The following is an 11,371-nucleotide window of genomic DNA, read 5'->3' as shown; positions in this document are numbered from 1 at the left end:
AGCATGATCGAATGCGAGAACCTCGTCAAAATCTACAAGGCCGCCGAGCTCGAGGTGGTCGCCCTGCAGGGACTGGACCTTCAGGTCGAGGAGGGGGAGCTCATGGCCATCATCGGCAACAGCGGAAGCGGCAAATCAACGCTTCTGAACATGCTGGGAGGCTTGGACCGCCCTTCGGCCGGGCGGCTCATGGTGGACGGGCGGGACCTGCTGAAATTCACCGAAAGGGACCTCGTCCGGTACAAAAGGGAAAGCGTGGGTTTCGTCTGGCAGAACAACGCGCGCAACCTGATCCCTTATTTGACGGCCCAGGAGAACGTTGAGCTGCCGATTCTGCTGCAGGGCAGACGCAAGCGCCAGCGGGCGCTGGAGCTGCTCGAAGCCGTCGGCTTGTCCCACCGGACGAAGAACCGGCTGAACGAGCTGTCGGGCGGGGAGCAGCAGCGGGTGGCCATCGCCATTGCCTTGGCGAACCGCCCGCGCCTTCTGCTGGCGGACGAACCGACCGGCTCCGTCGATTCCCGGATGGCCGACCAGATTCTAGACCTGTTCCGCGAGCTGAACCGGAGCATGGGGCTGACGGTAGTCATCGTTACCCATGACCCGAAGCTCGCACGGAAGGTGGACCGCGTGGTGGCGATCCGGGACGGACGAACCTCCTCCGAGATGATCCGGCGCAAATCGTACGCCGACGAGCTGGCGGAGCTGGAGCGGGGAGAAGCCGAGGCGGCGACCGGGGAAGAGGAATCCCATATCGAGTATGCCGTCATGGACAAGGCGGGCCGCCTGCAGATCCCGGCTTCCTACCTGGAAGCCTTGGGCATCGCCAAGGCCAACAAGGTCAAGGTGGCTCTGGAAGACGGCCGGATTGTGCTCCTGCCGCCGGATCATCCGAACGGAGCGGCGGGTAAGTCAAGCTCCAGCCCTCAGCGGATAGGCGAATAAAATCAAACCCCTGGAACGAGGCGTCCCAGGGGTGCTTTATGCGGTTACCAGCTCATTCTTTCGCGCAGGGCAGCAATATGCGCGGTATGATTGCGCCCGTGCCAGGCATAGAGGCCGGTAGTCCGGGCGAGAGTGAGCGGCCCCGAATCCGGATGCACGAAGAGGCGGGCATAGTCCCCTTCCGTCATCGAACGGAGGAGCAGAACCCACCGCTCGTGCAGCTGCTGCAGCAGCTCGAGCGAAAGCCCGATGGGAGCCCGCGAAGTGTCGGGAAGCTCCGCCCACCGTTCTTCCCGGTAAGGCTTGATGACCGGCTCCGGCTCGGTTAGGGCCAGCTTGAAGCGGATGAAGCTGTTCATGTGGCTGTCCGCGACATGATGGATGACTTGGCGGACCGTCCAGCCGCCCGGGCGGTAAGGCGTATCGAGCTGCTCCTCGCTCAAGCCGGCGGCCGCCTCTCTGAGCCGGTTGGGAAGGCTCTCGATGTCGGAGATCCAGGCTTGGAGCTGTTCCGGAGGAATAGGCTCCTCCTGCTGAAAACGGCCGATGGGATACCGCAAATCGCTCATGGTTCTCTCTCCTTAAGGGAGAAACTAGTTCTCCTCTGCTTGGTAGGGTTCCCGGAAGACGGGAACGCCGATTCTTTTTGCATTGTAAGGCTTTATCGGCAGAGCGGGAAGGACCAATTTTCCGGGAAACCGGTGGACCGCTTAACGGAGAGGGGAACGGAATCAGCGGGGAACATCGCAGCGGGGAAGGAGACGGGCCGGGAAGCGGCGAAGCAGATAGAAGCGAAGAAAGCGAACGCGAAGGAAGATTGGGCAATAGAAGAATAGCAGAATCGGAGGAGAAGACATGACGGAACCATTATGGCCGCAAGGGGCACCGCTTGGGGCAGGCAGTGACATAGAGGACAGGCCCCGGCTGACGCCCTATTTGATCGACGCACAAGGGCCATCCGCCGCCGTAGTCGTCCTGCCCGGCGGCGGCTATGCCCACCGCGCCGCCCATGAAGGGGAGCCCGTGGCCCGCTGGCTGAACACGCTCGGAATCCACGCCTTCGTGCTGGATTACCGCATCAAGCCGTACCGGCATCCGGCTCCCCTGCTCGATGCGCAGAGGGCCATCCGGACCGTGAGGGCCCGGGCGGAGGAGTGGAGAGTCGATCCGGACCGGGTCGGCATTCTCGGCTTCTCGGCCGGCGGGCACCTGGCGGCGAGCGCCGGCACCCATTACGATGCAGGGAACCGGGAAGCGGAGGACCCCATCGAGCGGCAGGGCTGCCGGCCCGATGCCATGATTTTATGCTACCCGGTCGTTACGATGGAGTCGTTCACCCATCAAGGCTCCAGGGAGAATCTGCTCGGGCCGTCCCCCGACCCGGCTCTTGTCTCCTCCTTGTCTATCGAGACCAGAGTGACGGAGGATACGCCTCCCGCCTTTGTCTGGCACACGTCCGACGATGCCGCGGTTCCGGTGGAGAACAGCCTGCAGCTGGCGGGGGCGTTAAGCCGCTGCCGGGTTCCTTTTGAGCTGCACAGCTTCGAAAGCGGGAGACATGGAATCGGGCTCGCCGAGGATCACCCGGAGGCCTATGCCTGGACCTCCCTATGCGCCCGCTGGCTCCGCCGCCGGGGGTTCTGTACGCTTTGACAAGAAAGAATGATTTAACCGATTCTTTCCCTGTACCCCCGTCCGGAAATATGAGTTAATATAGGAGCCGGCAAATCTTTCGGAAAGGAGCGTGATCGATTTGATTACTTTACCTGAGGTGGTTTCCGCCTAAAGCGGAAGCCGGAAGGTTACGGGAGGCCCCAGGAGGGGTCTCCCCATATTCCTTTCGGAAGAAGAAGAGGACCGGCCATTTTATGGAATCGAAGCTTGATAGGCCCTATCGGTATCGGGTATACTGGATGAGGGAGCAGAAACTGCCCTATACATATTATTCAGGAAGGAGTGTTTTACAATGTTGATGATTTCCGTTACTTTTGCCGAGGTGCCGAATAACTGAATAGCTTTGTAACTATCCGATCCCTGAGCTTTTTACAATCTAGAGCAACGAGCAGGCACGATCGCGATATCGTGTTTTTTTATTTCCCAAAAAGCCAAAATTAACCATTTATTCCCATAAGGGAGCCCATTAAACGAAAGGAGTGTGCGTAAGATGAACTTGCCATTTGCAGGAAAGTCGGCCGGCCAAATCAGAGAAATGAACACAAACAAGGAGGAACTCAAGAATGAGTTACAAAAACGGAAAGGATATTCTTCCCCCTAGCCTGCTGAAACAGCTGCAGGACTACATCCAGGGAGAAATCGTCTATATCCCCAAGAAGGAACAGAAGCGAGCGGGATGGGGAGAAAATAACGGAACCCGGCAGATTATGGAACGGAGAAACCGGGAGATTTACAATATGTACAAAAGCGGCTCTACGATGATGGAGCTGATTCAGAAATTCCACCTGTCCGAGGACAGCATCCGCAAAATCATTGTCAAAACGCGGGTACTCGTTTCGGAAGCGGCCCGGTAAGACCATGCGGTTTCCCGATAAGCTAGTCCGGCGGAAGCCCAAGATCCCCCTAAGCGGCGAAAGCAGGCTTAGCGGGGATTTTCTTTGCCCGCGCACAGCAAGACCCCGCTTATTTATCGTGAAATAAGCGGGGTCTAGTCTTCATTTGACCTATTCAATTTTTAGAATAACCTCCTGCCGATCACATGCTTCGCATGCTGATAATAAACCTTTTTGAAACCAATGGGCCTTCTAAGGCATGCGCTGCATGCTTGTCCAGCATATGTCCGGTTCCCCGCATGTCCGCCCCTTACAGAGAAAGCTGTCACTTACCTTCTCTAACCGTAACGAGTTTACAACATGCTTCGCTATCGCTGTTCCATCGGTCTATCCCCTTTCCTTCGTTAAGATGGGCCGTTTGGAAACCACATTTGGGAAATTTTCTTTTGGTTGGTGCGTGAGCCGCTGGGGGCTGCACTTTTAACACCCGAACTTCCCAAACCGTTCCAACCCGGCGGAGATAAAGGTTGAACCGGAAAGCTTACCATTTGTTGCGTTTGTTATCGCTTTCCTTGTCTTAAATAATAGCTTAATATTGGAATATTGTAAATGTTCTGATAATTCTAAATACTTTGATTTGGGCTTATTTTCCTTAGGAAATCGGTGGAAATCCCGTTGGCTCTGCTTTTTTGGGCTTTTTTCTCATTTTTAGAGGGTTTTCGACTTCAGTCGGGAAACGTTACCGTGGAAAAAATGCCTAAAAAAAGAGTTGACGGGGACAAATCCGGGATGCTATAGTCACTTTAATCCACACTAAAACAATCGGAATAATTAAATAAAAGTCGACCGGACCGCCGGAGACACTGAAAACCTGACGATGGGATTTCTGTGTCTTTTTTTATACTCACGATTAGCCTAAGGAAGGGGAAAGAGACAAATGGCACTATTTCTTAAGAAGGCGGCGGCCGGACGGCCTTACAAAAGGGGGGCGGCTCTGTTGACCGCATTGGCATTAGCCTGGAGCTTGGCGGGCTGCGGGAGCTCCGATACCACCACCAATGCCTCCGCCACCGGGGGCGGATCCTCCCAGGCTTCGGCTCCGAAAGACGTTAAGCTGACGAACGTTTCGTACGATCCCACCCGGGAGCTGTACGACGCCTACAACAAAGCGTTCGCCAAGTATTGGAAGGACAAAACGGGCCAGAACGTAACCGTGGAGCAGTCTCACGGAGGCTCGGGCGCTCAGGCGAGGGCGGTCATCGACGGTCTGGAGGCGGATGTTACGACGCTGGCTCTCGCTTACGACATCGATTCCATCAGCGATAAAGGGCTGATCAACAAGGACTGGCAGACGAAGCTGAAGGACAACAGCTCGCCTTACACCTCCACGATCGTGTTCCTCGTGCGCAAAGGCAATCCGAAGGGAATCAAGGATTGGGAGGATTTGATCAAGCCGGATGTGAAGGTCATCACCCCGAATCCAAAGACCTCGGGCGGCGCCCGCTGGAGCTACCTCGCGGCTTGGGGCTATGCGCTCAAGAAGAATAACAACGACGAGGCCAAAGCCAAGGAGTACGTAGGCAAGCTGTTCAAGAACGTGCCCGTCCTCGATACCGGGGCGCGCGGCTCCACGACCACCTTCGTCGAGAAGGGAATCGGCGACGTCCTGCTCTCCTGGGAGAACGAAGCCTACCTGTCCCTGAACCAGCTGGGCAAGGATAGATTCGAAATCATCAATCCGTCGGTCAGCATTCTGGCGGAGCCTCCGGTTGCCGTTGTTGACAAGGTAGCCGACAAGCGGGGGACGCGGGAAGTGGCGCAGGCTTATCTGGAATATCTCTATTCGGAAGAGGGCCAGAAAATCGCGGCCGAGAATTACTACCGCCCCCGTCTGCAGTCGATTGCCGACCAGTTCAAAGACAAATTCCCTAAGATCGAACTGTTCGACATCAGCCTGTTCGGCGGATGGGCGAAAGCGCAGCAGACGCATTTCAGTGACGGAGGCGTCTTTGACCAGATCTATATCCCATCCAAATAAGCGGGGGGCTTTCCGATGACTCGAGTCAGGAAAAAACGCAGCGTGCTGCCGGGGTTCGGCCTTTCCATGGGCTTCACCCTGCTTTATCTAAGCTTGATTGTACTGGTTCCTCTGTCGGCCGCCTTCCTTAAGACGTCGGCCCTTTCCTGGGACCAGTTCTGGAAAATCATTCTCAACCCCCGCGTTATCGCTTCCTATAAGCTGAGCTTCTACACCAGCTTTGCAGCAGCACTGATCAATGCGGTGTTCGGCCTGCTGATCGCTTGGGTTCTGGTTCGGTACCGGTTTCCGGGCCGGCGGATCATCGACGGGATGATCGACATTCCGTTCGCTCTCCCAACGGCTGTGGCGGGGATTGCGCTGACGACCATCTACGCGGAGAAAGGCTGGATGGGGGGCCTTCTGAAAGAGCTCGGCATCAAGGTGGCCTTTACCCCGCTTGGCATTATGGTCGCCCTCACGTTCATCGGCCTTCCCTTCGTCGTCCGGACGCTGCAGCCGGTCATCGAGGAGATGGAGAAGGATGTGGAGGAGGCCGCCGCGAGCCTGGGAGCCTACCGCTGGACGACTTTCCGGCGGGTCATTCTCCCGGAGCTGCTCCCGCCGCTGCTGACCGGGTTCGCGCTTGCCTTCGCCAGGGGAATCGGGGAATACGGCTCCGTCGTCTTCATTTCGGGGAACATGCCTATGAAGACGGAAATCGCCCCGCTTCTGATCATGACGAAGCTGGAGCAGTTCGATTATACGGGAGCGACCGCCATTGCCGTCGTCATGCTCCTCATTTCGTTCCTCCTGCTGCTCGCCATTAACTTCATTCAATGGAAATCCAGCCGGGGGCTGCTGCCCCGTTAGCTGCTGGCTCCTTGCTGCTGCGGCAGCCGATCCCACCCCATACAAGGAGGAATCCCTATATGTCCGCTAACGTGGCTGCCCCGGCCGCCGCTCCAGTTAAGGCTCGCCGGCCCCGCCATTTGACGGAGCCGGGCTGGGTCCGGTGGACGCTGATCGGTCTCACCCTGCTTTTTCTCGGCGTTGTCCTGGTTCTGCCGCTGGTCTCGGTCTTCCTCGAAGGCTTCAAGAAGGGGGCCGACGTCTACTTCGCTTCCCTGGTCAAAAAGGACGCCCTGGCCGCGATCCGGCTGACGCTTCAGATAGCCGCCATCGCCGTGCCGTGCAACCTTGTTTTCGGCATAGCGGCCGCCTGGGCGATAACGAAATTCACCTTCCGCGGGAAGAATGTGCTGATCACTCTGATCGACCTGCCCTTTGCCGTTTCCCCGGTTATTGCCGGTCTTGTATTCGTGCTGCTGTTCGGGGCCCGCGGCTGGTTCGGCCCGTTCCTTGCGGAGCATGACCTGAAGATCATCTTCGCCGTTCCGGGTATCGCGCTCTCCACCATCTTCGTCACCTTCCCGTTCATCGCCCGCGAGCTGATTCCGCTCATGCAGGCGCAGGGCACGGGGGAGGAGGAAGCGGCGGCCAGCCTGGGCGCGAACGGATGGCAAATGTTCCGCCGGATCACGCTTCCGAATATCAAGTGGGGTCTCTTGTACGGCGTCATTCTCTGCAACGCCCGCGCCATGGGGGAGTTCGGCGCCGTTTCGGTCGTCTCCGGTCACATCCGCGGGAAGACGAACACCCTTCCGCTGTATGTGGAGATTCTGTACAACGAATACAATTTTGCCGCTTCTTATGCCGCTGCTTCCCTGCTCGTTCTGCTCGCCTTCGTGACGCTCGTCGCGAAGAGCGCCATCGAATGGAAGCATCTCAAGAAGCATACTACGTGACGGAGGGAACGCGATGAACCATATAACCGTTAACCGGCTGACCCGGCACTTCGGCAGGCAGGCCGCGGTGGATGACGTGAGCTTTCAAATCGAATCCGGCAAGCTCATCGGCCTGCTCGGCCCAAGCGGCGGCGGTAAGACGACGATCCTGCGGATGCTGGCCGGCCTGGAGCAGCCCGATTCGGGCGAGATCCGGTTCCACGGCCGGCGGGTAAACGAGGCTCCGCCGCAGGAGCGGGGCATCGGCTTTGTTTTTCAGAACTATGCCCTGTTCAAGCACATGTCCGTCTATGACAACATCGCCTTCGGGCTGACCCTGCGCAAGAAAGCCCGCAAGGAGATAGCGGCGCGCGTCGAGGAGCTCATCGAGCTGACAGGGCTCAGCGGCCTCGGCAAGCGGCTGCCGCACCAGCTGTCGGGCGGCCAGCGGCAGCGGGTGGCCTTCGCCCGCGCGATCGCCCCCGAGCCTCAGCTTCTGCTGCTCGACGAGCCCTTCGCGGCGATCGACGCCAAGGTGCGCAAGGAGCTGCGCACGTGGCTGAAGGAGATGATCGACCGTGTCAAGATCACGACCATCTTCGTTACCCACGACCAGGAGGAAGCCGTGGAGGTGGCTGACGAGATCATGGTCATCAACCAGGGGAAGCTGGAGCAGAAGGGCACCCCCTGGGAGATCTACAAGGAGCCCCAGTCCCCGTTCGTGGCGGCCTTCATCGGCGAATCGAGCGTCGTGGACGACGTCAGCCGGCTGAAGGGCTTCGAGATGGGGGCTCCGGGCAGCAAGGGCATGATCCGACCGGAATTCATCGACATCACGAAGGAGGGAGAGCCGGCCTACTCCTCCGCCGCCGATCGGGGTCTGGTGCGCAGCCTCTATTTCCGGGGAACGTCCTGGCAGGTGGAGGTCGAGACCGGGTCCCACCGGCTGCTCGCTTACCGCTCCCTGGAGCAGCCGGCGGTTGCGGTAGGGGAAGAGGTGGGGGTGCTCATTCACCGCATCTATGTGTTTGACGGCGAGACCGGGGCCATGCTGGAGAATGCGCGGAAAGCCGACCCCATGCCCGTCTATATTTAATCACCACCCGTGGAGGAGGATGCCATTATGAGCAAAGCCTTGGAGCTTGACGAGCTGTGGATCAGCCGTCTCTTGGAGCAGCTGAACGGTTTGGAGTACGGATCGCTTAACGTCATTGTGCATGACGGCCGGATCGTGCAGCTGGAGAAGACCGAGCGCAAGCGGTTCGACCCCCCGCGCAGCGGGGGAAAAGGCACGCAGGACTAGGGTCTGTCCGGCCCCTTTGTGACGGGGATGCTGACGTGTATGCACGAAGCTCAATAGGAAATTGCAGCACGGGAGCCGGAGGGCACGAACCAAGCGGTCGGTACGGACAGCGGGATTCGGGCGGCCGCCGTCAATAAGAGACAAGAGCTTCGACAGGAAGCCTCAACACGAGGCTTTTTTGTCGTGGCGGCCGGGTGAGCCGTTCTGACAAATTTTACGTATACAAGAAAGAGATTCTACCCTACAATGAAATACTGAGAAATTCGTCGAATTTGTATATAAACGTAACCTTTTGTCTGCAAAAGCTGTCTACAAATTGTATCCTTCTTCGGGTGCAGGGCCGGAGTCTTATCCGGTCTCTGTCGTCAAGAAGGCACTGGACTAGAGAACAGGAGGAAAAGAATGGATACCATTGTCACGACAAGGACGCTGACACCGTCCCGTTACCTGCTGACCGTTAAACACGAAACCGACGATAACAGCTTTATCGGCCATATTCTGAAGCTGGAGGAGGGTGAGGGCGGAGAAGGGGAAACGATCTACACTTCTTACCCCAAGGAAACGCCGGAGGAGGCCGAGAAAGCGGCGATGGATTATTTCGCCCAGCTGCGCAAATAAAGAGAACCCGGCCGGCTGCGGACAAGCGGACGGAGGACGACCCTACGAAAGGCGGGTGAATCATGACTAAAATTTTGTTGGCGGACGATGAAGCGGCGCTTCGCTTTCTCCTGACGGAAACGCTGGCCGACGAAGGCTTTGAGCTGACGGAGGCGGCGGATGGGAACGAGGCGGTGCGGGAGCTGCAGGCCCAGGCGTTCGGGCTGGTTATTCTGGATTACATGATGCCGGAGAAAACGGGCGTCGAGGTGTGCGAATGGCTGCGGGGCTCCGAATCGGCCAACCGGGAGGCTCCGGTCGTTCTTCTGACGGCCAAAGCGCTCGATAAGGACAAGGAACGGGCCAAGGCGGCAGGCGTGACGGCTTACATCGTGAAGCCTTTCAGCCCCATGCATTTGATCGATGTGGTCAACGGGCTTCTGGAAAGCCGGGAAAGCTGAACAAAGTAGGTGGGTAAGTTGAACGGAACCAATGATCAGCGGGAAACGGAGCGCTCCCGCCGCAGCCGGAAGCTGATGGAGGAGGGCCGGAGGCTGTATTTGGACGATCTGGCCAAGCAGCTGGACAGGCTCGGGGAGCTTCTGAAGGAGGAGGGGGATGAAGAGGCCCCGGCGGAAATTTACCGCACCCTTCATACGATGAAGGGGAGTGCCCCGATTTTTGGCTTCCGCCAGGCGGGGAAGGTGGCCGAGGAATGGCTTCCCCTGTGGGAATGGGCGGCCCCTGACCCGGACGATCCCCTTCCTCCCGATAAGCCGCAGGAGCGGAGCCTGCCCTTTCTGGAGCGGCTCGGCCTGGAGCTTGCGTATCACCGCCAGCAGCTGGAGCTGGGACGGCTCGAGACGTCAAGCCCCCACCCGGCGCCCCCTTCCCAGGGCCGTCTGCTGGTTGTGGACGACGATCCGTTCCTTCGGTCCTATCTGGCCCGGAGGCTCCGTCTCAGCGGTTACGAGGTGGATGAAGCCGCCAATGTGGAAACGGCCACTAGGCTCCTCCGGGAGAGGGCCTATGACCTGATCACGCTTGACCTGATCATGGAGCCCCAATCCGGATACGAATTGTTTCATTACTTGAAAGCCGATCCGACCTTGAAGTGGATTCCCCTTATCGTGCTTTCGGGCCGGGGGGAGCTTGGCGACAAAGTCCGCTGCTTCGAGCTCGGAGCGGATGATTATATCACGAAGCCTTTTCAATTTGAGGAAATGGCCGCAAGGCTCTCCCGGCTGCTCGCGCGGACGAAGAGCTTCGAGCACCTGGCGTTTCGCGATCCGCTGACGGGCGTCTACAACCGGCGCTATTTCGAGAGCCGGCTGCACCAGGAGCTGCGCCGTCTGGAATCCGAGCCGGGCCCGCTTAGTCTGGCGTTTCTCGATCTGGACCGCTTTAAGAGCATCAATGACACCTACGGTCATTCCATCGGGGACTTGATCCTGCAGGGAATGGCTTACCTGCTCCAGCAGAACGGGGGCCCCGGCGACCTTGTCGCCCGCTTCGGCGGAGAGGAATTCGTCGTGCTCTTTCCGGGGCTCGGACGGAAGGAAGCCCATGAACGGATCGAAGCGGTCCGTCGGCGCGTCCATGGCCAGCCGGTTTACCGGGACAAGGAGGGCCGTTCCCATTCCGTCACCTTTTCCGCGGGAATTGCGGAATGGAAGCCCGGCATGGGGGGCGACCGGCTTGTCCGCCTGGCGGATGAAGCCATGTACCGGGCCAAGGAAACGGGGCGGGACCGGATTATCGAAGCCGGTGATGCCGAAAACGTGACCGAGGCCGCAGCGGAAGCCGTCCGGCGTCGTAAACGGATCCTGATCGCGGATGACGACGAGCTGCTGCGATCCATTATCCGTTCCGAGCTCGAGGAGCTGGGGGCGGATCTGATCGAGGCCCGGGACGGCGAGGAAGCGTTCGCCCTGCTGCGCGACGAGAGCCCGGATCTGTGCATCCTGGACGGGCTTATGCCGAGGCTGGACGGCTTCGGGCTCCTTGCCCGATTGAAGGCCGAGCTTCCCGTGCAGGCAGAGCGGACACGAATTCTGATGCTGACCGGCCGCTCCCATGAGAAAGACCGGGCGGGGGGGCTTCGGTTAGGCATCCATGATTACATGACGAAGCCGTTCTCCCTCGTAGAATTGGAAATGAGGGTGAAGAGGCTGCTCCAGCTCGAAGAAGGCCCTCTTTCGATTTGTCCATAACT

13 protein-coding genes are annotated in these 11,371 nt (G+C 58.7%); 12 read left to right on the top strand and 1 reads right to left on the bottom strand.

Translation table 11 applies throughout. The features are described 5' to 3' along the window. Positions 1-3: 3 nt before the first annotated feature. Positions 4-945, top strand: a complete 942-nt coding sequence (locus MJA45_RS22105; RefSeq protein WP_315608081.1) for an ABC transporter ATP-binding protein — start codon at positions 4-6, stop codon at positions 943-945. 44 nt (positions 946-989) lie between these two features. On the opposite strand, the gene MJA45_RS22100 is transcribed toward MJA45_RS22105, so the two are convergent. Next, the gene (locus MJA45_RS22100) at positions 990-1,514 is read right to left on the bottom strand and encodes a YfiT family bacillithiol transferase (protein WP_315604060.1); all 525 of its coding nucleotides are present in this window, start codon (positions 1,512-1,514) and stop codon (positions 990-992) included. A gap of 132 nt (positions 1,515-1,646) precedes the next feature. Between MJA45_RS22100 and MJA45_RS22095 the strand changes: the two genes are divergently transcribed. From MJA45_RS22095 to MJA45_RS22045, 11 genes are all read left to right on the top strand, one after another. Continuing rightward, positions 1,647-1,781: a hypothetical protein gene (locus MJA45_RS22095; protein WP_315604059.1), complete on the top strand. Its 135-nt coding sequence runs from the start codon at positions 1,647-1,649 to the stop codon at positions 1,779-1,781. Positions 1,782-1,800: 19 nt separating this feature from the next. Then, positions 1,801-2,598: an alpha/beta hydrolase gene (locus MJA45_RS22090; protein ID WP_315604058.1), complete on the top strand. Its 798-nt coding sequence runs from the start codon at positions 1,801-1,803 to the stop codon at positions 2,596-2,598. A 584-nt stretch (positions 2,599-3,182) separates the two neighbouring features. Next, complete coding sequence (locus MJA45_RS22085; RefSeq protein ID WP_315604057.1) at positions 3,183-3,473, top strand: CD3324 family protein; 291 nt, start codon at positions 3,183-3,185, stop codon at positions 3,471-3,473. 916 nt (positions 3,474-4,389) lie between these two features. Beyond that, complete coding sequence (locus tag MJA45_RS22080) at positions 4,390-5,490, top strand: sulfate ABC transporter substrate-binding protein (RefSeq protein WP_315604056.1); 1,101 nt, start codon at positions 4,390-4,392, stop codon at positions 5,488-5,490. A 15-nt stretch (positions 5,491-5,505) separates the two neighbouring features. Next, complete coding sequence (cysT, locus tag MJA45_RS22075) at positions 5,506-6,342, top strand: sulfate ABC transporter permease subunit CysT (RefSeq protein WP_315604055.1); 837 nt, start codon at positions 5,506-5,508, stop codon at positions 6,340-6,342. A gap of 59 nt (positions 6,343-6,401) precedes the next feature. Continuing rightward, on the top strand, positions 6,402-7,277 hold the full coding sequence (cysW, locus tag MJA45_RS22070; protein WP_315604054.1) for a sulfate ABC transporter permease subunit CysW: 876 nt from the start codon (positions 6,402-6,404) through the stop codon (positions 7,275-7,277). 13 nt (positions 7,278-7,290) lie between these two features. Further along, a complete protein-coding gene (locus MJA45_RS22065) occupies positions 7,291-8,352 on the top strand; it encodes an ABC transporter ATP-binding protein (protein ID WP_315604053.1) in 1,062 nt (353 codons plus the stop codon). 27 nt (positions 8,353-8,379) lie between these two features. Continuing rightward, entirely contained in the window at positions 8,380-8,559 is a 180-nt protein-coding gene (locus MJA45_RS22060; RefSeq protein ID WP_315604052.1) for a YezD family protein, read from the top strand. Between the two features lie 402 nt (positions 8,560-8,961). After that, positions 8,962-9,177, top strand: a complete 216-nt coding sequence (locus MJA45_RS22055; protein ID WP_315604051.1) for a hypothetical protein — start codon at positions 8,962-8,964, stop codon at positions 9,175-9,177. 62 nt (positions 9,178-9,239) lie between these two features. Continuing rightward, entirely contained in the window at positions 9,240-9,617 is a 378-nt protein-coding gene (locus tag MJA45_RS22050) for a response regulator (RefSeq protein ID WP_315604050.1), read from the top strand. An 18-nt stretch (positions 9,618-9,635) separates the two neighbouring features. Next, the gene (locus MJA45_RS22045; protein WP_315604049.1) at positions 9,636-11,369 is read left to right on the top strand and encodes a response regulator; all 1,734 of its coding nucleotides are present in this window, start codon (positions 9,636-9,638) and stop codon (positions 11,367-11,369) included. The last annotated feature ends 2 nt before the right edge of the window (positions 11,370-11,371 follow it).

It is taken from the genome of Paenibacillus aurantius (assembly GCF_032268605.1).
GTDB classification, from domain to species: Bacteria; Bacillota; Bacilli; order Paenibacillales; family NBRC-103111; genus Paenibacillus_AO; species Paenibacillus_AO aurantius.
This window is presented reverse-complemented; position numbering and strand designations above follow the sequence as displayed.

Excerpts from the sequence above, each read along its gene's own strand:
- MJA45_RS22055 (WP_315604051.1), top strand. The coding sequence starts at position 8,962 with ATGGATACCATTGTCACGACAAGGACGCTGACACCGTCCCGTTACCTG.
- MJA45_RS22105 (WP_315608081.1), top strand. The coding sequence starts at position 4 with ATGATCGAATGCGAGAACCTCGTCAAAATCTACAAGGCCGCCGAGCTC.
- MJA45_RS22065 (WP_315604053.1), top strand. The coding sequence starts at position 7,291 with ATGAACCATATAACCGTTAACCGGCTGACCCGGCACTTCGGCAGGCAG.
- MJA45_RS22085 (WP_315604057.1), top strand. The coding sequence starts at position 3,183 with ATGAGTTACAAAAACGGAAAGGATATTCTTCCCCCTAGCCTGCTGAAA.
- cysT (WP_315604055.1), top strand. The coding sequence starts at position 5,506 with ATGACTCGAGTCAGGAAAAAACGCAGCGTGCTGCCGGGGTTCGGCCTT.
- MJA45_RS22050 (WP_315604050.1), top strand. The coding sequence starts at position 9,240 with ATGACTAAAATTTTGTTGGCGGACGATGAAGCGGCGCTTCGCTTTCTC.
- MJA45_RS22090 (WP_315604058.1), top strand. The coding sequence starts at position 1,801 with ATGACGGAACCATTATGGCCGCAAGGGGCACCGCTTGGGGCAGGCAGT.
- MJA45_RS22080 (WP_315604056.1), top strand. The coding sequence starts at position 4,390 with ATGGCACTATTTCTTAAGAAGGCGGCGGCCGGACGGCCTTACAAAAGG.
- MJA45_RS22100 (WP_315604060.1), bottom strand. The coding sequence starts at position 1,514 with ATGAGCGATTTGCGGTATCCCATCGGCCGTTTTCAGCAGGAGGAGCCT.
- cysW (WP_315604054.1), top strand. The coding sequence starts at position 6,402 with ATGTCCGCTAACGTGGCTGCCCCGGCCGCCGCTCCAGTTAAGGCTCGC.
- MJA45_RS22060 (WP_315604052.1), top strand. The coding sequence starts at position 8,380 with ATGAGCAAAGCCTTGGAGCTTGACGAGCTGTGGATCAGCCGTCTCTTG.